The sequence below is a fragment of the Sulfitobacter geojensis genome, assembly GCF_000622325.1.
GTDB classification, from domain to species: domain Bacteria; phylum Pseudomonadota; class Alphaproteobacteria; order Rhodobacterales; family Rhodobacteraceae; genus Sulfitobacter; species Sulfitobacter geojensis.
In genome coordinates, this window is sequence record NZ_JASE01000005.1 from 2,509,051 (window position 1) to 2,532,031 (window position 22,981).

Below are 22,981 nucleotides of genomic sequence, written 5' to 3' on the forward strand. Positions count from 1 at the left end.
CTGGTCCTTGTGGCCTGTCCTTGGGCTTTCTATATTAGGTAAAACCAGCGATGAAAACCGCCCCACCGGAGTGCCCCCATGAACCTGCCCCCCAAAGTGACCCCCCGCGCCTTTGAACGCCTTTCCGAGATTGGTGCCGCCGGTGATGGCAAGGCGCTGCGCGTCGCCGTGGATGGCGGCGGTTGTTCGGGGTTTCAGTATGAAATCGCGCTGGATGAACCGAAGGATGATGATCTGGTGTTGGAAGGCGACGGTCAGAAGGTCGTCGTCGACAGTATTTCCCTGCCCTTCCTCGCCAATGCGGTGATTGATTTTTCCGAAGAGTTGATCGGCGCACGGTTCGTGATCGACAACCCGAATGCCACATCATCCTGCGGCTGCGGCACATCCTTTTCGATGTAAATTATCCCGCCTTGGCCACATGTCCATTGTTGGCCCGCGCGAAGCTTTCAAAGAACGCTGCGAAATGCGGGGTCGATGCTTCGGCCTGTTCAAGCACATGCTGGCTTTGGCGATCGAGCCAAGGCATGAATTGCGCGCGCATGTTGGGCCAGCTTTCGCTGCGTTTTGGGCCAAGATCGTAAAGGCATAGGGACAAAGACCGAAGCGCGCCGCCTTGCGGCACTTTGGATTCAAAATATAACGCTCCTTCAGGCACTTGCGCCTCAAAGCTCGTGTAACCCTGTATGGCTTGTGCCCAGCCGGTCACCAGATAGCTGTGAAATGCATCGTGACGGGGGTATTCAGGCACCCCACTGACCGGCAAAATAAGCGCATGAGCGTCGGCAACAGCCTGCGTCCAGATCGGGCTTGGCGTATCTCCTGTGAGTTGGAGTGCGGTGCAGACTTCGGCCAGTAGATCATGATTTTGATCCAAATAAGCCAGCACACCTGCGAAATGCAGACTCGTTAAAATACCTGCGCTTAACTGCGCGTCCTGTTTGCCGTAATCCGACAGGTAAAAAACGATATGTGTCAGTTCGTAAGCGGCCTTTTTGTTCGGCAGCGCAAAGGTGCCCGCCCGCTCTGCAAAACGGCGCAACCGGCCCTTCACCACCTCTGCCGCACGGGGGTCGCAGACCCCGCGTCTGGCCAATAAACGGTGCGCCTCGGCACGTTGCAAATCCGATAGCTCGGCCCTGACCAATCCTGCATCAGCCACCCATTGGCACAGGGCCTTACCCTTGTGTCCATCCATTCCCAGATCCTCAAGATCCAGACAAATCGACAGGAAAAACCGGTAGTACTGTGGGAAGAATTGTAGCTTATTCTCAAGCGTGTCGTAAAATTCCGCATAAGGGGCAAGGTCACCCGCAGACATCGCGGCCTTCGTCGCCGTCAGCATGCCCAGTACCTCGGCGTTTTCTTTCAGCCAATACACGTCGCCCTGTGCACGGCGCCCCTGTGCAAGCCCCGCCATCAAGGCGCGAAGGTTCTGTGTCCGACTACGTCGGCGCGCGGGCCTGAATGTGATGACATTGCTCATGGTGTACCTGATGCTTAAGGGCCGGAATTGCAGGCCCGGCGGTTTCACCGGACCCGTTTGGTACCGCGAAACAGGCTAGATACTACAGGTAAACATGTGGGTCTGGTCGCCATCGACGATGCTTGAGCCAGAGCCGAGAATGCTGCATGTGAACATCTCGACGCCGTCCCCCGCCATCATATCGCCGGCCGGTGCTGTTGAACCGGCATTAAAACGACTGTTGTTTGTACCGTTGTCGATGCTGTTTTCAGCAGCGGTCGAAGGCTTGGAGGTGACGCTAGAAAGGGCAAGTGCTGTCATGAGTAAAGTCCTTTTGTTTGAGGTTTCGCAATTATTGGCTGTTAACAATATTACAACTACTCGCTAAAGGAGAGTTGCCAACCGAAAGTTTTGCCCGTCCAATTTGTCCACAGACCCGCCCACATGAAGGAAAAGGCGCAGCCCTGCCGAACAGGCAGAGATTCGCGTCTTTTCCACAGGCCACAAAAGAGTTACCAACACACAGGCTCGCATCCGGTTTCTTCGGCAGAACAACCGCAACTTCAATCTCTGATTGAATTTCAGGTAACAGAATCATCCTATGGGTAAGTCCTGCGGATGCCGAAACGAAAAAATTTGGCCTGCGAAAACAACCTCACGGGGTAGGAAAAAATGAAGATTGCAACCTTCAACATCAACGGCATCAAAGCCCGCATTGACGCCCTGCCCGCCTGGCTCGACACAGCGGCGCCCGATGTGGTGCTGTTGCAGGAAATCAAATCCGTCGACGCAGCCTTTCCCGCCGAGGTTTTTGAACAGCGCGGTTACAATGTGCACACACACGGGCAGAAATCGTTCAACGGCGTTGCGATCCTGTCGAAGCTGCCGCTCGAGGACGTCACGCGCGGCTTGCCCGGGGATGACAGCGATGAACAGGCCCGCTGGATCGAGGCAACAGTGATTGGCGAAAAAGACGCAGTGCGCATTTGTGGCCTGTATCTTCCCAACGGCAATCCCGCCCCCGGCCCCAAATTCGACTATAAGCTGGCGTGGATGGATCGCCTTGAGGCGCGCGCGCGTGTGTTGCTGGCCGAAGAAATGCCCTTTCTGATGGCGGGCGATTACAACATCATTCCGCAGGCCGAAGATGCGGCAAAACCCGAAACCTGGCGCGAGGACGCGCTGTTTCGTCCCGAATCCCGTGCTGCATGGCGTCGATTACTGAACCTTGGCCTGACCGAAGCGTTTCGCGCCCGCACCACCGGCCCCGGCCATTACAGTTTTTGGGATTACCAAGCCGGCGCATGGAACCGCAACAACGGCATCCGCATCGATCACTTCCTGCTTAGCCCTGCCTGCGCTGATATGTTGCGCGATTGCCAGATCGACAAGGACGTGCGCGCCGGCGAAAAGCCGTCGGACCACGTGCCGGTGTGGGTTGAGCTGGACTTTTGAACTGACAAGACATCGCGACCCGCCCTGAGCTGCGTCGCTTGGCGGGTCACGCGCCCAGAACCAAATCGCAGCATCGGCATGGGACCGCGTCTGTAGACAGCGACCGCTATGCCCCTGTAGTTACATGACGCAGGGGACATTCGACCGCCAATCCTAATTCCGAAAAATGTCCCGCTTTCGCCCGCTTATCAGGCAAGGCAACAAAGGATAGCTTCGATGAACAGGCCAGATTTGCGCCGCCACTTTCGCATGTTCAAGGACATGTCCCTGTTCAGGTTGATGGGGTTCGTATTGGTCGGCGTCCTTGCCCTTCAGCTCGCCGTATTTTTACAACACGGAAAGATCGATTCACCGCTCGCGTATCCGCTGCCGTTTATCGTCGGACTCGCGGCGGGGCTGTTGGGTGGCGTAATCGAATATCTGCTGGTCACAGAACGCAATCGCGCCAAAGCCGAAGCGGACAAGAAAGACAAATTGTTCCAAGCGCTTGCCCTGAGCGAGGAACGGCTTTCCCTTGCGACCAGCCGGTCCTCTATTTGGGACTGGGACCTCACTACCGATAAACTTTATATGTCGCCGGGTTACGCGACCAGTCTGGGATATACGCCGCAGGAGCTAAGGGAGGCAATGCAGGGGTCAACGGTGAACCTTCTGCATCCTGACGATGTCGAAAAGTACCTCGCGAAACTGCACGCCCATCTTGAAAACCCCTCCAAAGGCTATCTGAGCGAGCATCGTTTCAGGACCAAAAGCGGTGAATACCTGTGGTTTCTGGCTTTTGGTCAATCGGTTCTGGATGAAACCGGCAAGGTCGTTCGGTTTAACGGTGTCACCACCGATATTTCTGAACGGATCGATCTGGAGGCCCGCCTTGATCAGGTGCGCAAACTGGAAGCCATCGGCAAGCTGTCGGGCGGCATTGCGCATGATTTCAACAACCTGCTGGCCGTGATTATGGGCAACCTTGAAATGGTGCGCGATGATCTCACCGATCCGGAATTGATACGGATGATTGATGCCAGTCTGCAAGCCACACGGCGCGGTGCCGATCTGACGCGCTCCATGCTTGCCTTTGCCCGCAAAGCGCCGCTGGAACCGGAGATCATTGATTTGAACGCGGTCGTACGCCACGCGAAAGACTGGATGCGGCGCGGTTTGCCGGAATCGATCGAGGTCAACCTTTCGCTGGCGGCGGGGCTTTGGCAGGTCCGGCTTGACGGTCCAACGCTGGAAAACGCAATTCTGAACCTGTTGCTTAACGCCAGTGACGCGATGGACGCACAAGGAAAACTGAGCATCGAAACCTCAAATGTCCGGATCGAGGAAACTGCCCTCGATAGTCGCAAGCAGGAGATCGCGTCGGGCCGCTATGTGATGCTGGCAATCGGTGACAACGGTACGGGCATCGCCGAGGGCATTCTGGGCAATGTGTTTGATCCGTTCTTCACCACAAAGGGACCCGGAAAAGGATCCGGCATGGGGCTGGCGATGGTGGACGGGTTTGTCACCCAATCCGGCGGCAACCTTCAGGTCGAAACAGAAACCGGTAAGGGGACCCGTTTCAAACTTTTCTTCCCTGCTGTCACGCCCGTGGAAAACCCGAACGACGCGCCCCCTGCTCAAAGCAGCGCTCAAAGCCCCGTAGGATGCAGTCACTTCCTGCTGGTCGAAGACGAAACCGCCGTGCGCAATGTGCTGCAAGCAAACCTCGAAGCTGCCGGCTATCGGGTCACAACGGCCGCAAGTGGCGACGAAGCTGTTCAAACCTATCATGCAACGCCGGACATTGACGCGTTGATCACCGACATGGTGATGCCGGGAGAATTGCAAGGGGCTGCGCTGGCCCTGAAACTCAGAGAACGGGACCCTGATTTGCCGGTGATCCTGATGTCCGGCTACACGCCGGACCACCCGACACCGCAAGGTGACATGACCGCCGAACATATCCGCCTGACAAAACCATTCTCCAAGCAAGTCTTGCTTGATGCGATTGGGCGACTTTGCGCGCAGCGCGAAATGCTGTCATCCGCGGCACAAGGCGATGACTGACATCTCCCGGCCCGTTTGGGTCGGAGGAGCGCTCGCACGAAAGCAGAAACCTCAGGCTTCCAGCTCTGCATCCCAGTACAGAAAATCCATCCAGCTTTCATGCAGCAGGTTTGGCGGGAATTTGCGCCCCATATTGCGCAGCTCTTCTGCAGCGGGTTGGCGCGGGGGTTTGCGCAGATGCAAGCCGGTGCGGTGCAAGGGTTTCGATCCCTTACTCAGATTGCACGGGCTACAGGCCGCCACCACATTCTGCCATGACGTGACCCCGCCCGCGGCCCGTGGCACCACATGATCAAAGGTCAGATCACCGCGCGCACCGCAATATTGGCAGCGGAATTCGTCCCTCAAGAATAAATTAAAGCGCGTGAAGGCCACGCGCTTTTGAGGTTTTACAAAATCTTTCAACACAACAACTGACGGAATTTTCAGCGTCATGGTCGGGCTTTTCACGCAGTCGTCATATTCAGCAACGATATCCACGCGGTCTAGCCACTTCGCCTTGATCGCATCCTGCCACGACCATAGCGACAAGGGATAATAGCTGAGCGGTCGATAATCCGCATTCAACACCAAGGCGGGCCTGTGTTTCAGCCCCGCCGGGTGTCTGGTAAATTCGGTCCTGAAATCGCCATCCATCGTGGAAGCACCCTCTGCCGTTTGATCCGACTATATCTCGTGGTTTTTCTCTGGCAAGCCATAGAATTCCACTAGATGTCGGGAACGACATTAGGTGCGGATTGTCACAGTGATATGACCGTTTTTACAGCCCCAGTTTGTCGCGCATAAACGCCAGCGCCACGCTCAGCCCATCCGGCGCAATGCCGTGGGCGGTGCCGTTCATGATATGGGCGTAGACATCTTTCCAACCGGCAGCCTCAAGTGCTTCGGCGGCTTCGGGCAAGGACTGCGGCGGTACAACATCGTCCTGATCGCCATGCACCAGAAGGACCGGCGGTTTGACCACAGCCTCATCCGCCAGAAGATCCGGTGACAACAGCCGGCCGGAAAACGCCACAACGCCGGCAACCGCGTCTTCGCGGCGCGGCGCCACATGCAGGGCCATCATCGTGCCTTGGGAGAAGCCGAACAAGACGACCTGTTCGGGCAGCACGTCCTCATCCACCATCAACGCATCAAGAAAGGCGTTTAGATCCTCGACGGCGCTGTCCATGCCGCGCATCGATTCTTCTTCGGAAGACCCGTCGATCCAAGGGATCGGAAACCACTGAAACCCGTTAGGCATGCCTGCCACGTTTTCCGGTGCATTCGGCGCAACGAACAAAGTGTCGGGCAGATGTTCGCCCAAGGGGTCGGCAAGGCCCAAAAGGTCTGGCCCATTCGCCCCGTAGCCATGCAGAAAGACCACGACCGACCGTGTTTCCCCTGATTTTGCCTCGCGCCGTACGGCGTTCAATACCCGTGTCATCCCAAACCTTCCCTGTTTTTCAAGATATGGTAGTAGGCAAAGAGCGCGCGGGCCGCAACCGACCGCCACGGCGTCCATGCCTGCGCCAGTTCTGCAAGTTCCTGCGCGCCGGGGCGCGCGGGCAGATCGAAAAGGTTCTGCGCCGCCACCTGCAAGGCCAGATCCCCCGGCGGAAAGACATCCGCCCGTCCCATGCAGAACATCACATAGATTTGCGCGCTCCAGGGGCCGATGCCGGTGATCGCGGTCAACCGGGCCATGGCGTCACTGTCGTCAAGGTCATGCAGCGACGCGTAATCCAGATCACTCGTTGCGAGAATCAACGCATACCGTATCTTTGGACGACTGAGCCCCGCATGGCGCAGCCCCTCTTCGCCCGCGCCCAGCACAGCCGCTTGCGTGGTCAGCCCTGCCGCCTGCATCCGCGCCCGTATTGCGTTTGCCGATGCGACGCTGACCTGTTGGCTGACGATGATTTCGAGCAATCCGCGAAACCCGTCCGGTTTCAACCGCAGCGGCAGCGGGCCGGTCTGCACCAGAGCCTGCGCAAACCGCGCATCCTTTTGTGCCAACCACGCAGCCCCCTCGGCCACATCCGCATCAGTTTGGATGATCCGACCCAAATCACTCACAGCTCTGCCACCCATGTCATTACCTGCGCGACCTGATCGACCACGAACACCCCTTTGGGCAAGGCAGGCCGATCTATCAGGATCACCCGCAAACGCAGGGCTTTGGCTGCCTCCAGTTTGGGGCGGCTGGGTACACCGCCCAGGTTGCGCGCGATCAACACATCGACGCGGCGTTCCTTGAACAACGCTATTTCATCCGCCACGGAAAATGGTGCTGTACCGAACACCGGTTCCACGAAATCAAAGGGCATAGCGCGCTGATGCACCGTGGTCTGGCGCACCATCAGACAGGCCCCCCGAAACGACGCGTATTCCGGCAGGCTGGCCCAGCCCGTGGCCGAGAACACCCGCTCCTTCGGGGTGATGAGCGGCATGGCGGATGCGATATCTGTGGCCCTTTGCCACAACGGGTCTTCCCGCGTGTCCCAAACAGGGCGCGACAGGGTGACAAACGGCAACCCGCAGGCCTTGGCCGCCCCGTACCCTACCCGTGTCATATGACCGTCAAACCCGTGACTTGCGTCGATAATCGCACGCGCGCCGTGGGCGGCTTGGGCAATCCTGCCCTCGGTCGCGTCTGCGCAAACCTCATAGCGGACCGGCATCGGGTCCGCCCCGCGCGGTGGTTCGGACATCACCGCACGCACCGTTTGGCCCTGCTCCTGCAACGCCACAGCGATCTGCCGTGCCTCTGCACTGCCCGCCAGCAAAAGTATATGACCCGTCGGCTCCATTCCCGCGACTTTAGGCCAGCCGCGCGCAGGCACAAGAGCGCGCAGGGGTTGCCCCTCCCGAAACTGAGGTTTACCCATCCCGCAACAAAGGATTTTTCAAATGATTGATGACACCCGCGCCAAGCGCAACGTGGCTGTTCTGGTCGCGGCCCAAGCTTTTCTGGGCAGCCAGATCACGATGATTTTTGTGATTGGCGGTTTGGCAGGACAACAGCTTTCGCCAAATGTCTGCCTTGCCACCTTGCCGATATCGATGATCGTGTTCGGGTCGATGACCACCGCACCCTGGCTGTCGCCCCTGATGCAAAAACACGGGCGGCGCGCGGGTTTTTTGGTGGGGGCTCTGGGCGGATTGATCGGCGCGGTTATCTGCGCTTATGCCCTGAGCATCAGCAACTTCTGGGTCTTCCTGATCGGCAGCTATCTGACCGGCATCTATATGTCATCGCAAGGCTTCTTCCGCTTCGCCGCGACCGACACTGCCTCCGAAGCTTTCCGACCCAAAGCGATTTCCTATGTCATGGCAGGCGGGCTGATTTCGGCAATCATCGGACCGCAGCTGGTGTCGATCCTGTCCTCCGGCGCGGATGCCACCGTGATGCGGTTTTTTCCGGTCTATCTGGCAGCGATGGCCCTTAATGTGATCGGCATGGGCCTGTTCTTCCTGCTGGATATCCCGAAACCGCCAGTGCCATCTGTGGATGCCCCAAAAGGGCGCAGCCTATGGCAGCTGTTGACCACCCCGCGCATCGCCGTTGCCGTGATCTGTGGCATGGTGGCTTATGCGCTGATGAATCTGGTGATGACCTCCACGCCGCTGGCGGTTGTGGGCTGCGGGTTTCAGGTGGCGGATGCGTCCAATATCGTGACCGGCCACGTGCTGGCGATGTTCGCGCCATCGTTTTTCACCGGCCACCTGATCGCCCGTTTCGGCGTGGAAAAGATCGTCGGCGTGGGCATGGCAATCCTCGCAGTTGCTGGGGTTGTGGCCCTTCAGGGGGTCGAGCTGGGCAACTTTTATATCGCACTGATCCTGCTGGGCCTTGGCTGGAACTTCGGCTTTATCGGGGCGACAACGATGCTGGCCGGTGCGCATGAACCGCATGAACGCGGGCGCATGCAGGGGTTGAACGATCTATTGGTCTTTGGCGGCGTGACCTTTGCCTCGCTGGCGTCGGGCGGATTGATGAACTGTTCCGGCGGGGATGCCGCGACAGGCTGGGCCGCTGTGAACATGGCGATGATCCCGTTTCTGGCTTTGGCGGGCGGGTCGCTGATCTGGTTGGTGATGCGTCCGAAAGACGCGTAATCGCCTACCAGCGCCCGGTGATCGCGCGGAAAGCAAGGCCAAAGCGGTCCCCGTCAACGGGATCGGGCAGTTGCCCCTCTATCACCGCGCCGGGATCTTTGACCGCCGCGGACAGGATAGCCGCCGCGGGCCCCACATGCATAAGCGCAGGGCGCGCCGCGCGGCTGATCGTTGAACGCCGCGCACGCGCCTTGGCAAGCCGCGCCAACGCATCCTTGGCCAAGGTCACAACACCCTCGTTGGTGCCGTCAAGCAGCGGAATGCGGCCGCGCGCCTCAAGTTCGGGAATGGCGCGCAACCACGCAGCAATACCGGCAGCAAAGGCGGCATCACGTACCACCTGTTCATCCGCCTGCCCCAGCGTGCTCGCAGCGACCCACGCCAGATGTCCGGCAGTCTGGTCAATATAGCGGGCAAAATGCGCAGCATCCTCAAAGGCGTCCTTGTAGATGTCCCAGCGCCTTGCAGCGACCAGTTCATCCAATAGCTGCGCCCGAGGCGGGGTCAGGACAGATGCCAGCGGTGTTGCCACCTCATGGCGGCGCACCACCTCGCCCTTGGCAATCTGTTCACAGACATCGCGCCACCATTGAAGACGCATTTCGGCAATCATCGGTTCCTGCGTCACCCAAGGGGCGCGGGCCACTTCGACGTTGAAGGCATAAAGCGCAAACAGCTGTCGGCGCGCGGCCAGAGGGGCAGCCATCACCGCGCGAAACCGCCACGGGTCCGCCCGTTCGACCAAGGTGGCGCAGGCTGTCAGATCGGCGTCAAAACTCATAGGGGGCGCACAACGCTCAACACATACCCGAATTCGGTGCGGTGTGCCCGCCAGCAGGCGATTTCCGCTTCTGTCTCGTCCAAGACAGCGCGCAGGGCTGCGTCCGCCGTGGGGCGCAACATCTGCACACGCGCTTCAAGCGGCGTGAAATAAGCCTCCCATGCGGCATCACCCAGACGTCTTGTGCCCAAAACCTCATACCCCGCCGCCGCAATCTGTGCGGTGATACCCGCCTCATCCGTCATGGCTGGATATTCCTTGTCCCACAGCGCCCTGGCCTGATCAGACGGGGTATCGGTGAACCAGCAGGCTTCGGAAAACGCGATCACCCCATCCGGTTTCAAGGATTTGCGCCAAGCGCTCAGCGCCTGTGTCACCCCAAGAAAATAGACGGCACCGGCACACCAGATCAAATCATAGCTGTTCATGATCGCAGCCATATCGGCCTTAAGCACCGTCACCTGCCCGTCACCGTGCCAATCTTTGCGCGCCGCATCAACGAATTGCGCGGTCTTGTCGAGAGCGGTCACATGCCCCTGCGGTGCGGCTGTCAGCAAGGGGCCGATATCCGCCCCCGGTCCACACGCCACATCTGCCATCTGTGCGGCGGGTTTGATCCCTGCCAGCGCAGTGGCCCATGCAATATCCGCAGGCTCCCCCGGTCCTTCACGGGGCAGATCGCTGTGCAGTTTGAAAAAGGCATCCATGGCGTCAGAGGTCATTGATCAGGCTTTCTATCGCTTGGCGTGTTTCTGGCGCGTCCACGATGTCGAGGTGGCCCACGCCATCGACAAGGACATATCGCCCTTTGTCCGTGACAGCAGACAAGGTAGGTTCATATTGCGCGGCATCAAATGCCTCGTCGGAGGTGCCTGCAATCAGGGTGAAACGTGGCAGGGCCGCGACATCTTTCAAATAGTCGCCGCGCGGCGCAAAGCCGGTGTTCAACCGGTAAGAATAGGCCGTTGTCGCCGTGTCGCCCAAGGGGCCGTCAAGCACGACTTGCGGCATGCGGAACTGCATGATTGTCAGGTGGTTCAGCGCAGTGATGCGAAATGTGTTCAACATGCTAAGCCCGATGATCCGGCGCAGCAGCGGATGCGCCCAGCCGCCCGCGTTCGGGCGCATGGTCGGGGCGTTATGTTTGAGAAAAGGTGCCATCAGCACGGCGCCATCCAACATCGTACCATGCGCCCCACCGGCAAACCTGATTGCCAATCCGCCCCCCGATGAATGCCCCGCCAGCACGACCTTTTGATCCGGTTTCGCCGTGGCCGTGATCAGATCGGCCAGATCGTCTTCGAACTGGTTGATGTAATTGATATCGCCGCGCCGTCCGGGTGTTGTGCCATGGCCGCGCAAGTCGGGAACGACAACATCAGCCGATGCCGCCAGATCGCGCGCCAATGCATCAAATTGCAACCCGTGCCAGCCGGACCCGTGGACCAACACCAGCAATGGCGCATCCGCCGCCTGCCCCGCATAACGGCGCACCTGCAACGGGTAACCGTCGCGCATCGTCACTTGGGTCAAGGGCTGCGGTGCCGGCCCCGCTGCCGCAAGCGTGTTGGTGAAATCGAGCCCCTCACCGGGCGGCAAAGCGGCAGGGCGTTGCGACAGGATCAGAACAAGCGCGATGCCCAAGGTGATCACAAGCGACGAAACGAGAAAAGTCAGCACCTTGCGGATCATCCTTCGGGCTCTTTCATATCGCGGATCAATTTCCAGCGGATCGCGTCGAGCAAAGCTTCGAAACTCGCGTCTATTATGTTCGCACTGACGCCGACCGTGGACCAACGCTGCCCCTGTCCGTCCTCGCTGTCGATGGTCACACGGGTCACCGCTTCGGTACCGCCTTGGGTGATACGCACCTTGAAATCGACCAACCGCATGTCTTCGATCAAGGCAGAATACTGCCCGAGATCCTTGGCCAAGGCCTTGGCCAGCGCGTTAACAGGGCCACGGTCGCTGCCCGCCTCGTCCATGCTTTCGCTGACGGACTGGCGTTTCTCGCCGTCGACTTTGACCACCACAACCGCTTCGGACAGGCTGACCATCTTGTCGTATTTGTTTTTGCGCCGCTCGACAGTGACACGGTATCTTTTCACCTCGAACAGTTCGGGCAGTTGCCCCAGAACGCCGCGCGCCAGCAATTCGAAACTGGCCTGTGCGGTGTCATAGGCATAGCCCTCGGATTCTCGCGCCTTGACCTCTTCAAGAATGCGCCCCAATGCCGGATCGCCCTTGGCCACATCCAGCCCCGCCGCGGTCAGGCGTTTGCGCAGGTTGGATTGACCCGCCTGATTGGACATCGGGATGATCCGCGCATTGCCGACCAGCGCAGGGTCGATATGTTCATAAGTGGTGGGATCTTTGGCGATGGCGCTGGCATGCAGCCCCGCCTTATGGGCAAAGGCCGACGCCCCGACAAAACCCGCCTGTTTGCGTGGCACACGGTTCAGGATTTCATCCAACATCCGGCTGGTGCGCGTCAGCCCCTTCAGCGCCTTTTCAGGAATCCCCGTTTCATAGAGGCTCGCATAGGGTTCTTTCAGCAGCAGGATCGGAATGATCGCCGTGAGATTGGCATTGCCACAACGTTCGCCAAGCCCGTTCAACGTCCCTTGAATCTGGCGCGCGCCTGCGTCGACTGCGGCCAGCGTGCAAGCCACGGCATTTTCCGTGTCGTCATGGGTATGAATGCCAAGGTGATCACCGGGGATGCCCGCCGCAATCACTTCGGAGGTGATCTTGCCGATCTCCGCCGGCAGCGTGCCGCCATTGGTATCGCAAAGCACGATCCAGCGGGCACCGGCATCATGGACGGTTTTCAGGCATTCCAGCGCGTAATCTGGATTAGACTTATACCCGTCGAAAAAGTGTTCCGCATCAAACAGCGCTTCGCGCCCCGAGGCAACCAGATGCGCGACGCTATCGCGCAGCAGGACTAGGTTTTCCTCCAGCGTGATGCCAAGGGCTTTGGTGACGTGGAATTCATGGGTCTTGCCGACGATGCAGACCGATTTCGTACCCGCGTTCAGCACGGCGGCCAGCACATCGTCATTCTGCGCTGAAATACCGGGGCGTTTGGTCATGCCAAAGGCGGTCAGCTTGGCACGGGTTTGCGGGGCAGTGTCGAAAAAGGCGTTGTCGGTGGGATTGGCACCGGGCCAGCCGCCCTCGATATAATCCAAGCCAAGGGCATCGAGCGCATGGGCGATCTGGTGTTTTTCGTCGGTTGAGAATTGCACGCCTTGGGTTTGCTGCCCGTCGCGCAGGGTGGTGTCATAGAGGGAGAGGCGTTGTTTCATTGGTTGTTACCCCAGCCGTGTGATCCCCAAATGCCTTCGCGCATTTCGCCGCCCCAAGACCAATCTCTCAGACTCCGTAGGGCGGGGTTGACCCGCGCGGCGGGGTCAACCCCGCCCTACCCGCCAAACCGCTCACAACACCCCCTCCAGCGCCGCACGGTCAAATCCTGCAGGTGCGGTCAGCTTCACGCCATCCTTACTCATCTGCACTTCGATGCCTACAGCAATCAGGGCCGATTTGATCCGGTCCACTTCGGAAAAGTCCTTGGTTTCCATCGCCGTAGTGCGCGCATCACTCAGGAAAGCTTCGACGTCCAAGAGGTCAAAGGCCTGCTCGACGGCCCAATCGGGGATCTTCTGATCCAGCAAACCCAGCAACGACAAGGCCGCGCGTAGGCCTGCGGTATCGTTCTGGGTACTTAACCGGTGGCATTCTGTCAGCACGCCATGGGTGTTCAGGTCATCCCCTAGCAGCGCCAGCACCGCATCGGGGGCCGTTCCGGTGTCCAAGCCTGCCACCTGCGTATACCACTTGCGCAGCGTCTTCTCCGCCTCGGCCCGTTTCTTATCCGTCCAGTCCATCGGCTTACGGTAATGCGTGCTCAGCATCACAAAACGGATCACCTCCCCCGGCACGCCCTGTTCCAGCAAATCGCGTACGGTAAAGAAGTTGCCCAAGGACTTGGACATCTTCTTGCCCTCGACCTGCAACATTTCGTTGTGCATCCAGACGTTCGCGAACCCGTGACCGGCGCATTTTGACTGGGCAATCTCGTTCTCGTGGTGGGGAAACTGCAAATCATTGCCGCCGCCGTGGATGTCAAAACTTTCGCCCAGCAGCTCATGCGCCATGGCAGAGCATTCGATGTGCCAACCGGGCCGCCCGCGTCCCCAAGGCGACTCCCATCCGGGCAGATCATCGGGCGAGGGTTTCCACAGCACGAAATCCATCGGATTGCGTTTATAGGGTGCAACCTCAACCCGCGCACCGGCAATCATGTCATCGACCGAACGGCCCGACAGTGCGCCATATTCCTTGTAACTCTCCACCGCGAACAGTGCATGGCCTTCGGCGGCATAGGCATGGCCCGATGCAATCAGGCCCTCGATCATTGCGATCATCTGGCCGATGAACGCGGTCGCGCGCGGTTCATGATCAGGGCGCAAGGCCCCCAAGGCATCCATGTCCTGATGATACCAATCAATGGTTTCATCCGCACGCTCTGCGATCAGCTCTTCCAATGTGCCGTCCGCACCCGCCGCCCTGCGCTTTTGCGCGGTTTCGTTGATGCGGTCATCCACGTCGGTGAAATTGCGCACATAGGTGACGTGATCATCGCCATAAACATGGCGCAGCAGGCGGTTCAGCACGTCAAACACAATCACGGGGCGCGCATTGCCAAGGTGGGCACGGTCATAAACCGTCGGCCCGCAGACATACATGCGCACATCATCCGCCTTGATCGGCTCGAAAACCTCCTTTCGGCGGGTTTTCGTGTTATACAGTTTGATCTCGGTCTTGATCGTACCGGTCCCGTTTGTCGTGCTCATAGCGTCTTCCTCGCGCAGCGGTCACGCGGGCTTGCCACATATCTTAAGAAAACGAAACGACATGATAACAACCCGCGAGAATAATCTCAGCAGGTAATGGTGCAGCAAATAATGCAGGTCATCATATTCATGTCAAAAGGGTTAGCCGATGGGCCGTCTTGCGGTCAACAGTTGATTGACAAATCAGATGGCCTCTGCGCCCCTGCGCCCAGAAACAGAAAGGGCGCATCATGCAGGCATCACAGCGGATATCAGGGATTCTCGGCGGCGGTTCAGACGGCTGGGACGTGTTCAACAAAGCGCGCGAGATGATTGACGCGGGCACGCCGGTGACCGAGCTGACAATTGGTGAACATGACATCCGCACCGCTGCCCCGATCCTGCAAGACATGCACCGCGCCGCACTGGCAGGGCACACCGGCTACGCCTCTATCCCCGGTGTGGCTGCACTGCGCCGCGAAGTTGCGCAGCGCGTGCAGGAGCGCACCGGCGTCCCGACAACATCCGAAAATGTGATGATCACACCGGGCGGGCAATCCGCGCTGTTTGCCGCGCATATTGCCACTTGTGACGCGGGCGATACCGCACTTTATCTTGATCCGTTCTATGCCACCTACCCCGGCACCATTCGCGGCGCGGGTGCGACGCCCCTGTGCATCCAGACCCATGCCGAAGATGCGTTTCAACCCCGTGCGAGCGACATTGCGGCACACGCCAAGGGGGCCAAGTCACTGCTGATCAACACGCCGAACAACCCCACCGGTGTGGTGTATTCGCGCGCCACACTGGACGGCATTGCACAGGTCTGTCGTGAAGAAGACCTCTGGCTGATCTCGGACGAAGTGTATGACACGCAGGTCTGGGAGGGCGAACACATCAGCCCGCGCGCGCTGGATGGCATGGCCGAGCGCACACTGGTTGTTGGCTCAATGTCGAAATCTCACGCGATGACCGGTTCGCGTATCGGCTGGGTGGTCGGACCACGTGACATCATCGACCATCTGATCAATCTCGCCACGCATACCACCTATGGCGTGCCCGGTTTCATTCAGGACGCGGCGCTTTTCGCGCTACAGCTTGGTGAAGAGTTCGAGGTCGAAATCGCAGCCCCCTTCCGCCGCCGTCGCGATATTGCGCATAAGGTTCTTGCCGGCCAGAACGCCGTCAGCTTGGTGCCCGCGCAGGGGGCGATGTATCTGATGCTGGACGTGCGCAGCACCGGCATGACGGGCGAAGCCTTCGCCTTTGCCCTGCTGGAGGCCCACCAGATTGCCGTGATGCCGGGCGAAAGCTTTGGCACGGCGGCGGCGGGTCATGTGCGGGTGGCCATGACCATTGAAGACATTGCTTTTGAAGCGGCACTCAAGACCCTGTGCAGCTTTGCGCAGAGCTGCCAGAACGACGCCTGACGGCATTAAGAACCACTGTTTGCGGCGCAAATCATGCTGCACCTGCACGGGTCGCAAACAGACAGTCACGGCGTAAATAGGACAGAAATACCGGTTTTGACTGCACAAGCTGGTCCCCAAAGGGGCCGGCACATGCGCATGGACGTTTGTATCATCACTCGGGTCTGCCGCACCATCGGTGCGGTGCGCGGGCGTGCGGCACGGGGGGCGCCGCGGGACGGTTGACCGCCCCTGCCCTGTTCCTTTTATCAACCGGATACCCCTTATGACCGATCAAACTCCCCTTCGCAGCGGTGGCCGCGCTGCCCGCCGTGCTGCCCGTTCCCAACCCCTCGCCGCGCACCTGCGCCCCGTCCGCCCCGGTATGGAGGGCGGCCAGTACAAACCGCTGAGCCAAGCCGACATGCAAGCCATCCATAACGCTGCGCTTGAGGCCCTTGAAACCATCGGGCTGGCAGACGCGCCGCCTTCCGGTGTTGCCTATCTGACCGGTGCCGGTGCGGTTGAGGGCACGGATGGGCGCATCCGTTTTCCCCGCGCTCTGGTCGAGGACACTCTGGCAAAGGCGAACCGGTCGATCACCCTGTGCGCGCGCGACCCTGCCCATGATCTGGAACTGTCCGGCAACCGTGTGCATTACGGCACCGCAGGTGCGGCGGTGCATCTGGTCGATGTGGCGACCAACAGCTACCGCGAATGTGGTTTGCAGGATTTGCACGATGCAGCGCGGATCACGGATACGCTTGATAACATTCACTTTTTACAGCGCCCGATGGTTTGCCGCGACATTACAGACAATTACGAAATGGACATGAATACGGTCTACGGCTGCTGTTCAGGCACGATGAAACATATCGGCACCTCCTTTACCGATCCGTCTTACGTCAAGGGCGCACTTGAGATGCTACACCTGATTGCCGGCGGCGAGGACAAATGGCGCGCGCGTCCCTTCATGTCGAACTCGAACTGTTTTGTGGTCCCGCCGATGAAATTCGCCACCGAGTCCTGTCAGGTGATGGAGGCTTGTATCGAAGGGGGCATGCCGGTGCTGCTGCTGTCCGCGGGCATGGCCGGTGCCACAGCACCGTCCACCATCGCAGGCGCGATCACGCAGGCGGTGGCGGAATGTCTGGCCGGACTGGTCTATGTGAACGCGGTCAAGCCGGGGCACCCGGCCATCTTCGGCACATGGCCCTTCGGGCTTGATCTGCGCTCGGGCGCGATGACGGGCGGCTCCGGCGAACAGGCACTGTTGACGGCCGGCTGCGCACAGATGCACGGGTTTTACGCCCTGCCCGGTGGTGCCGCTGGCGGTATTGCCGACGCTAAAATGCCCGATATGCAAGCCGGATGGGAGCAGATGTGTTCCAACGTCATGGCCGGCCTGTCGGGGTGCAATATGATTTACGAGGCGGCGGGTATGCATGCATCGTTACTGGGGTTTTGCCACGAATCGCTGATTTTGGGGGATGATATTATCGGTCAGGCCCTACGCTGCGTGCGCGGCATCGAGGTAAACGAGGAAACGCTGGCTCTGGATCAGATGCGCGCGGTCTGTCTGGATGGACCGGGGCATTATCTGGGGACCGAACAAACCCTGAGCCGGATGGAACTGGATCACGTCTATCCATCGCTGGGAAACCGGTCATCTCCGAAAGAATGGGATGAACTGGGCAAGCCGGAACTGGTCGCCAATGCGACACTGCGCAAAGAGGCGATATTGGCGCAACGCCCGCGGGCACGGTTTGACCCGGCCATCGATCAGGCGATCCGCGAGCGGTTCAAAATTCACTTGCCTGTCTGAAAAAGAAGGGGCTCTGCCCCGCCGCGCAAGCGCGACTCCCCGCAGGATTTAAGGCCAAAAAGAGGAGGATCCGAGGGAAGCGTTGCGCCGCCGCTGCGCCGGTTGCGTTTGACGTTGTGTGGAAAGAAGAAAGGGAGAGACGGAGCTCTCCCTCGTTTCGCCGTTCACGTGGGTGTTTTCGTAGAAAACGCACACTCCTCTGACAGAACATTTGGTCTTCTCAAAGGTGGAGTCAGCTCTTATCCTTGTAAAAAGAAGAAAGGGAGAACCGAAGTCCTCCCTGAGTTTCGCCGTTCAAGCTCAATTTGTTAACCGCTCGGTGTTTGTTTTGCCTGCGGCCTGAACGTCGTCCAGAGCGAACGCATCCGCTCCGTGTAATGCGTCCCGGCTGGGCCGGGGCGTGGAATGGGTGGCAGCGTATTGCAAAGCAATGCGCGAGACCCCACCCCGTCCCTTATGGAGCGCCTTTCAGCGCTCCAATTTCATCAGCTACACCCGGACGTCCCGCCGCAGGTGTTGCACTTCATGCAGGTGCCGTTGCGCACCAGCGTGTAGTTGCCGCATTCGGCGCAAGCTTCGCCTTCATAGCCTTGCATCTTGGCTTTGGTGCGGGCGTCCAGCGACACAGCACCTGAGGAAACCGTGCCCGAGGCGACGGAGGTGCTGGTCGACATGGCGACTGCAACCGCGCCTTTGGCGATTTCCGGTGCCAACGTGACCCCGTCCACACCCCCTTGCAACAAAACAAGCTCCTGTGGGGGGCGGTTACGCAGGTAGCCCGTGGAGCTGATCTGCTTGAGAACCTCGAGAGAGCGCGACGCGGCAGTCTCTGAGATTTCGGACAGGTTGCCAACGTGCTCTTCTTCTTCGCCCTTGCCCAGATCGTCGAATGTGGCCCCTTCGGGTTTCACATGTGCCAGATCGGTGCGGTCGAGGTAGGAAACCGCCAACTCGCGGAAGATATAGTCGAGGATCGAGGTTGCGTTCTTGATGCTGTCGTTACCTTGCACCATGCCTGCCGGCTCGAACTTGGTGAAGGTGAAGGCATCGACGAATTCCTCAAGCGGCACGCCGTACTGAAGGCCAACAGACACCGCGATGGCGAAGTTGTTCATCATGGCGCGGAAACCCGCCCCTTCCTTGTGCATGTCGATGAAGATTTCACCGAGCTTGCCGTCTTCGTATTCACCGGTGCGCAGGTACACCTTGTGACCGCCAACATTTGCCTTTTGCGTATAGCCCTTGCGGCGCTGAGGCATCTTTTCGCGGCTGCGGTTGATGACTTCCTTGATCACAATCTTTTCGACGATCTTTTCGGCCAGCACCGTTGCTTTTTCCTGCATGGAGCCGGATTCGAGCACTTCTGCTGCTTCATCATCGTCTTCGACCAGAGAGGCCGCCAATGGCTGGCTTAGTTTGGAGCCGTCACGGTAAAGCGCGTTGGCCTTGATGCCCAGTGACCATGAAAGCTCGTATGCTTTCTGGCAGTCTTCGATGGTTGCGTCGTTCGGCATGTTGATCGTCTTGGAGATCGCGCCGGAGATGAAGCTTTGCGCCGCCGCCATCATGTAGATGTGGCTGTTGACCGACAGGTAACGCTTGCCCTTCTTGCCGCAGGGGTTCGCACAATCGAAGATGCTGTAGTGCTCTTCTTTCAGGTGCGGTGCCCCTTCGAGGGTCATGGTGCCGCAAACGTGGTCGTTGGCCGCGTCAATGTCTGCCTTGGAGAAGCCCAGAGACTTCAGCAGATCGAATGTCGGATCGTTCAGCTTTTCGGCCGGGATGCCCAGAACTCCGGTGCAGAATTCCTCACCCAGCGTCCACTGGTTGAACACAAAGCGGATGTCGAACGCCTGCGCCAGTGCGGCGTCTACCTTGGCCAGCTCGTTCGGACCAAAACCGTGGCCCATCAGCGTGGTGTGGTTGATGCCCGGTGCGTTGCCGATGGTGCCGTGGCCCACCGCGTAGCCGACGATCTCTTCGATCTGGGCGGAGCCGTAACCGAGCTTTTCCAGTGCTGCCGGAACGGATTGGTTGATGATCTTAAAGTAACCACCGCCCGCAAGTTTCTTGAACTTCACCAGTGCGAAGTCGGGTTCGATGCCTGTGGTGTCACAGTCCATAACCAGACCGATCGTACCCGTCGGCGCGATGACAGATGTCTGGGCGTTGCGGTAACCATGTACCTCACCCAGCTTCAGCGCCTCGTCCCAGCAGGACATGGCCACGTCAACCAGACCCGGCTGCGGGCAGTTATCGTGATCCAGCGCCACAGGCTTGATCGCCAGCTCTTCATAGCCGTTTTCGTTGCCGTAAGCCGCGTTGCGGTGGTTGCGCATGACACGCAGCATGTGATCGGCGTTCTTTTTGTAGCCCGGGAAAGCGCCCAGCTCGCCGGCGATTTCAGCGGATGTGGCATAGGCAACGCCTGTCATGATCGCTGTCAGCGCCCCGCAAAGTGCGCGGCCCTCGTCGCTGTCATAAGAGTAGCCCATGTTCATCAGCAGACCGCCGATATTTGCATAACCCAGACCCAAGGTGCGGAAGTCGTACGAACGCTGTGCGATTTCCTTGGACGGGAACTGCGCCATCATCACGGAGATTTCCAGCGTTACGGTCCAAAGGCGGCTGGCGTGCATGTAGTCTTCGACGTTGAACGTGCCGTCCTCAAGGAAGGTCAGCAGGTTCATGGACGCGAGGTTACAAGCCGTGTCGTCAAGGAACATATATTCGGAACAAGGGTTTGAGCCACGGATCGCGCCATCTTCGGGGCATGTGTGCCAGTCGTTGACGGTGTCGTGGTACTGGATGCCCGGATCGGCACAGGCCCATGCGGCGTGGCCGACCTGCGCCCACAGATCACGGGCACGGATTGTTTTGCTGACGCGACCTGTCACACGGTCGATCAGTTCCCAGTCAGCATCTTTTTCAACAGCCGTGAGGAAGCCGTTTGTCACGCGGATGGAGTTGTTGGAGTTCTGGCCGGAGACGGAGTTATAAGCCTCTGAATCCCAATCCGTGTCATATGTCGGGAATTCGATGCTGGTGTGGCCCTGCTTGGCATAATCCAGCACGCGCTTTACGTAAGTTTCGGGGATCGCGACCTTTTTTGCCTCGCGCACCGCCGCTTTCAACTGATCGTTCTTGGCAGGATCATAAGCGTCTGCCTCTGCACCGTCCCAGCCTTTGATGGCTTCAAATATCAGGTTGAGCTTTTGCTCGTGCATCTTTGAGCCGGCAACGATGGACGCCACTTTCTGCTCTTCCAGCACCTTCCAGTTAATGAAATCTTCGATATCGGGGTGGTCCGCATCGACGATGACCATCTTGGCCGCGCGGCGGGTGGTACCGCCGGATTTGATCGCGCCCGCTGCACGGTCACCGATTTTCAGGAAACCCATCAGACCGGAGGATTTACCGCCGCCTGACAGGCTTTCGCCCGCTGCACGCAGGGAGGAAAAGTTGGTGCCGGTGCCGGAACCGTATTTGAACAGACGCGCTTCACGCACCCACAGGTCCATGATGCCGCCGTCGCCGACCAGATCGTCACCTACCGACTGGATGAAACAGGCGTGCGGCTGTGGATGCTCATAGGAAGATTTGGAACGGGTCAGTTTTTCGGTTTTGTAATCAACGTAATAGTGGCCCTGTGCCGGACCGTCGATGCCGTAAGCCCAGTGCAGACCGGTATTGAACCACTGCGGCGAATTCGGCGCGGCGCGCTGGCTGGCCAGCATGTGGCGCATTTCGTCATAATAGGCCTGCGCGTCGGCTTCGGTGGAGAAATAGCCACCTTTCCACCCCCAATAGGCCCAAGCGCCGGCCAGACGGTCAAACACCTGCTTGGATGACGTTTCGCCGCCCATCGTCGCGCCCTCGGCAGGCACCGAACGCCACAAGAACGCAGGCACGCCTTTTTCTTTCACTTTGGTGACGGCAGAGGGCACGCCGGCTTTACGAAAATACTTCTGCGCAATCACATCGCTGGCAACCTGGCTCCAGCTCGCGGGTACTTCGACGTCATCAAGCTTGAATACAATAGAACCGTCCGGATTGCGGATTTCCGATACGGTCGTAATGAAATCAAGCTCTGCGTATGCGTCTGTGCCTGCCTTGGTGAATTTACGTTCGATTTTCATAATCGCTGCCTCTGTCTTAACAATTTATACCAAGAGCTGTGCCCGTCAGAGCATGCCCCCAAATCCCGTTCACCGCCGGTTCAGGCACGAATTTTATGCGCCAGGCCACTCTATGCGGCCCGGGACATGCAGAATTGTGACGCGTTTTGCTGTCGTTTCCCTGCGCTCGTGTCTCGATGCGCCTCTTCAGCGTTAACCACCATATGTTGTGGCGTCATCTCCGACCTCCACAACCTGACGTATCGACCCCTGTTCGGTCAACGCGTTTATTTTCAATTTTCGGTTTTGTTTCAGTTGACCGGCGGAGCGAAATTTGCGCCACACACAATGCGCCGATTCACTTGGTTAATATCCACAATCGACGGGCAAGAGTTTTACGCGCGGCACGTTTGAAAAACCCTAAAGCAACAACAGGTTTAGCGCGGTTCGCTCACGTCATGCATGAAGTTATCCACACAACAGCGGGGGATAAATCAACGGCGTTCGGACCCGAAAATTATTTTGGCCGCCGGTTGGGGAATTCATAAATTTGCAACATAACAGGCCGCCCTTGCCTACGAATCGGGCCAGAGCGCACAAAATTCACACTACCCAAAGCGGGGGCACGACCCGCGAACCACCATATGATGTGTTAACCGCATGTTAAGGGGACATATGACCGATGCGCTTTAACGGCGGGACAGACCAGCGCGGCCCACCGCACAGGGTCCCCCGGACCCGCACGATATTTCCCCGAAGGGAAATCACTTATTCAAAGGCTGGTGAAAGTGGTCGGAGCGAGAGGATTCGAACCTCCGACCCCCTGTACCCAAAACAGGTGCGCTACCAGGCTGCGCCACGCTCCGACTGCGGCTTCTTTAGCCAAGGTTCAGACGAATGAAAAGCCCTGATCTGCCCTAAATCACATTGCGTGCAG

The 22,981-nt window shown here is 58.9% G+C and carries 18 protein-coding genes and 1 tRNA gene; 6 read left to right on the forward strand and 13 right to left on the reverse strand.

The window, feature by feature from the left end:
* Window positions 1–78: 78 nt before the first annotated feature.
* Complete coding sequence (locus Z947_RS0114280; RefSeq protein WP_025044971.1) at window positions 79–402, forward strand: HesB/IscA family protein; 324 nt, start codon at window positions 79–81, stop codon at window positions 400–402.
* A gap of 1 nt (window position 403) precedes the next feature.
* Here Z947_RS0114280 and Z947_RS0114285 read toward each other — a convergent pair whose 3' ends face one another.
* Window positions 404–1,486 (reverse strand): DUF6902 family protein, encoded by a 1,083-nt coding sequence (locus Z947_RS0114285; RefSeq protein WP_025044972.1) that lies wholly within the window; start codon window positions 1,484–1,486, stop codon window positions 404–406.
* Window positions 1,487–1,561: 75 nt separating this feature from the next.
* Window positions 1,562–1,786, reverse strand: a complete 225-nt coding sequence (locus Z947_RS0114290) for a DUF6749 family protein (RefSeq protein ID WP_025044973.1) — start codon at window positions 1,784–1,786, stop codon at window positions 1,562–1,564.
* A 351-nt stretch (window positions 1,787–2,137) separates the two neighbouring features.
* On the opposite strand from Z947_RS0114290, the gene xth reads away from it, so the two are divergent.
* Both xth and Z947_RS0114300 read left to right on the forward strand, forming a co-directional pair.
* Window positions 2,138–2,920, forward strand: coding sequence for an exodeoxyribonuclease III (xth, locus tag Z947_RS0114295; RefSeq protein ID WP_025044974.1), 783 nt, complete (start codon window positions 2,138–2,140; stop codon window positions 2,918–2,920).
* Between the two features lie 216 nt (window positions 2,921–3,136).
* The gene (locus Z947_RS0114300; protein ID WP_025044975.1) at window positions 3,137–4,969 is read left to right on the forward strand and encodes a PAS domain-containing hybrid sensor histidine kinase/response regulator; all 1,833 of its coding nucleotides are present in this window, start codon (window positions 3,137–3,139) and stop codon (window positions 4,967–4,969) included.
* Between the two features lie 51 nt (window positions 4,970–5,020).
* On the opposite strand, the gene Z947_RS0114305 is transcribed toward Z947_RS0114300, so the two are convergent.
* From Z947_RS0114305 to Z947_RS0114320, 4 genes are all read right to left on the reverse strand, one after another.
* Window positions 5,021–5,605, reverse strand: coding sequence for an HNH endonuclease (locus tag Z947_RS0114305; RefSeq protein ID WP_025044976.1), 585 nt, complete (start codon window positions 5,603–5,605; stop codon window positions 5,021–5,023).
* Between the two features lie 124 nt (window positions 5,606–5,729).
* Window positions 5,730–6,395: an alpha/beta hydrolase gene (locus tag Z947_RS0114310; protein WP_025044977.1), complete on the reverse strand. Its 666-nt coding sequence runs from the start codon at window positions 6,393–6,395 to the stop codon at window positions 5,730–5,732.
* On the reverse strand, window positions 6,392–7,042 hold the full coding sequence (locus tag Z947_RS0114315) for a DNA-3-methyladenine glycosylase family protein (RefSeq protein ID WP_037938942.1): 651 nt from the start codon (window positions 7,040–7,042) through the stop codon (window positions 6,392–6,394). Before Z947_RS0114315 ends, Z947_RS0114310 begins: the two co-directional genes overlap by 4 nt.
* Window positions 7,024–7,761: a precorrin-6A/cobalt-precorrin-6A reductase gene (locus Z947_RS0114320; protein ID WP_025044979.1), complete on the reverse strand. Its 738-nt coding sequence runs from the start codon at window positions 7,759–7,761 to the stop codon at window positions 7,024–7,026. Before Z947_RS0114320 ends, Z947_RS0114315 begins: the two co-directional genes overlap by 19 nt.
* Window positions 7,762–7,861: 100 nt before the next feature.
* On the opposite strand from Z947_RS0114320, the gene Z947_RS0114325 reads away from it, so the two are divergent.
* Window positions 7,862–9,070 (forward strand): MFS transporter, encoded by a 1,209-nt coding sequence (locus Z947_RS0114325; RefSeq protein ID WP_025044980.1) that lies wholly within the window; start codon window positions 7,862–7,864, stop codon window positions 9,068–9,070.
* Window positions 9,071–9,074: 4 nt separating this feature from the next.
* On the opposite strand, the gene Z947_RS0114330 is transcribed toward Z947_RS0114325, so the two are convergent.
* The 5 genes from Z947_RS0114330 to cysS form a co-directional block, all read right to left on the reverse strand.
* The gene (locus Z947_RS0114330) at window positions 9,075–9,851 is read right to left on the reverse strand and encodes a squalene/phytoene synthase family protein (protein WP_025044981.1); all 777 of its coding nucleotides are present in this window, start codon (window positions 9,849–9,851) and stop codon (window positions 9,075–9,077) included.
* Window positions 9,848–10,573 carry a class I SAM-dependent methyltransferase gene (locus Z947_RS0114335; protein WP_025044982.1) on the reverse strand — a complete coding sequence of 242 codons (726 nt, stop codon included), beginning with the start codon at window positions 10,571–10,573 and terminating at the stop codon, window positions 9,848–9,850. The genes Z947_RS0114330 and Z947_RS0114335 overlap by 4 nt, the downstream gene beginning before the upstream one ends.
* Complete coding sequence (locus Z947_RS0114340; protein ID WP_025044983.1) at window positions 10,563–11,543, reverse strand: alpha/beta hydrolase; 981 nt, start codon at window positions 11,541–11,543, stop codon at window positions 10,563–10,565. The genes Z947_RS0114335 and Z947_RS0114340 overlap by 11 nt, the downstream gene beginning before the upstream one ends.
* Window positions 11,540–13,162: a citramalate synthase gene (gene cimA, locus Z947_RS0114345; RefSeq protein ID WP_025044984.1), complete on the reverse strand. Its 1,623-nt coding sequence runs from the start codon at window positions 13,160–13,162 to the stop codon at window positions 11,540–11,542. Before cimA ends, Z947_RS0114340 begins: the two co-directional genes overlap by 4 nt.
* 132 nt (window positions 13,163–13,294) lie before the next feature.
* Window positions 13,295–14,713 carry a cysteine--tRNA ligase gene (gene cysS / locus Z947_RS0114350; RefSeq protein ID WP_025044985.1) on the reverse strand — a complete coding sequence of 473 codons (1,419 nt, stop codon included), beginning with the start codon at window positions 14,711–14,713 and terminating at the stop codon, window positions 13,295–13,297.
* Between the two features lie 230 nt (window positions 14,714–14,943).
* Between cysS and Z947_RS0114355 the strand changes: the two genes are divergently transcribed.
* Together Z947_RS0114355 and Z947_RS0114365 are read left to right on the forward strand one after the other, a co-directional pair.
* Window positions 14,944–16,122, forward strand: a complete 1,179-nt coding sequence (locus Z947_RS0114355) for a pyridoxal phosphate-dependent aminotransferase (RefSeq protein ID WP_025044986.1) — start codon at window positions 14,944–14,946, stop codon at window positions 16,120–16,122.
* Between the two features lie 265 nt (window positions 16,123–16,387).
* Window positions 16,388–17,926, forward strand: a complete 1,539-nt coding sequence (locus tag Z947_RS0114365; protein ID WP_025044987.1) for a trimethylamine methyltransferase family protein — start codon at window positions 16,388–16,390, stop codon at window positions 17,924–17,926.
* Window positions 17,927–18,411: 485 nt separating this feature from the next.
* Here the strand turns inward: Z947_RS0114365 and Z947_RS0114370 are convergent, their stop codons facing one another.
* Window positions 18,412–22,065, reverse strand: a complete 3,654-nt coding sequence (locus tag Z947_RS0114370; protein WP_025044988.1) for a vitamin B12-dependent ribonucleotide reductase — start codon at window positions 22,063–22,065, stop codon at window positions 18,412–18,414.
* Window positions 22,066–22,833: 768 nt separating this feature from the next.
* Window positions 22,834–22,910 (reverse strand) — tRNA-Pro (locus tag Z947_RS0114375).
* Window positions 22,911–22,981: the final 71 nt, after the last annotated feature.

Excerpts from the sequence above, each read along its gene's own strand:
- Z947_RS0114280 (WP_025044971.1), top strand. The coding sequence starts at position 79 with ATGAACCTGCCCCCCAAAGTGACCCCCCGCGCCTTTGAACGCCTTTCC.
- Z947_RS0114285 (WP_025044972.1), bottom strand. The coding sequence starts at position 1,486 with ATGAGCAATGTCATCACATTCAGGCCCGCGCGCCGACGTAGTCGGACA.
- Z947_RS0114290 (WP_025044973.1), bottom strand. The coding sequence starts at position 1,786 with ATGACAGCACTTGCCCTTTCTAGCGTCACCTCCAAGCCTTCGACCGCT.
- xth (WP_025044974.1), top strand. The coding sequence starts at position 2,138 with ATGAAGATTGCAACCTTCAACATCAACGGCATCAAAGCCCGCATTGAC.
- Z947_RS0114300 (WP_025044975.1), top strand. The coding sequence starts at position 3,137 with ATGAACAGGCCAGATTTGCGCCGCCACTTTCGCATGTTCAAGGACATG.
- Z947_RS0114305 (WP_025044976.1), bottom strand. The coding sequence starts at position 5,605 with ATGGATGGCGATTTCAGGACCGAATTTACCAGACACCCGGCGGGGCTG.
- Z947_RS0114310 (WP_025044977.1), bottom strand. The coding sequence starts at position 6,395 with ATGACACGGGTATTGAACGCCGTACGGCGCGAGGCAAAATCAGGGGAA.
- Z947_RS0114315 (WP_037938942.1), bottom strand. The coding sequence starts at position 7,042 with ATGGGTGGCAGAGCTGTGAGTGATTTGGGTCGGATCATCCAAACTGAT.
- Z947_RS0114320 (WP_025044979.1), bottom strand. The coding sequence starts at position 7,761 with ATGGAGCCGACGGGTCATATACTTTTGCTGGCGGGCAGTGCAGAGGCA.
- Z947_RS0114325 (WP_025044980.1), top strand. The coding sequence starts at position 7,862 with ATGATTGATGACACCCGCGCCAAGCGCAACGTGGCTGTTCTGGTCGCG.
- Z947_RS0114330 (WP_025044981.1), bottom strand. The coding sequence starts at position 9,851 with ATGAGTTTTGACGCCGATCTGACAGCCTGCGCCACCTTGGTCGAACGG.
- Z947_RS0114335 (WP_025044982.1), bottom strand. The coding sequence starts at position 10,573 with ATGACCTCTGACGCCATGGATGCCTTTTTCAAACTGCACAGCGATCTG.
- Z947_RS0114340 (WP_025044983.1), bottom strand. The coding sequence starts at position 11,543 with ATGATCCGCAAGGTGCTGACTTTTCTCGTTTCGTCGCTTGTGATCACC.
- cimA (WP_025044984.1), bottom strand. The coding sequence starts at position 13,162 with ATGAAACAACGCCTCTCCCTCTATGACACCACCCTGCGCGACGGGCAG.
- cysS (WP_025044985.1), bottom strand. The coding sequence starts at position 14,713 with ATGAGCACGACAAACGGGACCGGTACGATCAAGACCGAGATCAAACTG.
- Z947_RS0114355 (WP_025044986.1), top strand. The coding sequence starts at position 14,944 with ATGCAGGCATCACAGCGGATATCAGGGATTCTCGGCGGCGGTTCAGAC.
- Z947_RS0114365 (WP_025044987.1), top strand. The coding sequence starts at position 16,388 with ATGACCGATCAAACTCCCCTTCGCAGCGGTGGCCGCGCTGCCCGCCGT.
- Z947_RS0114370 (WP_025044988.1), bottom strand. The coding sequence starts at position 22,065 with ATGAAAATCGAACGTAAATTCACCAAGGCAGGCACAGACGCATACGCA.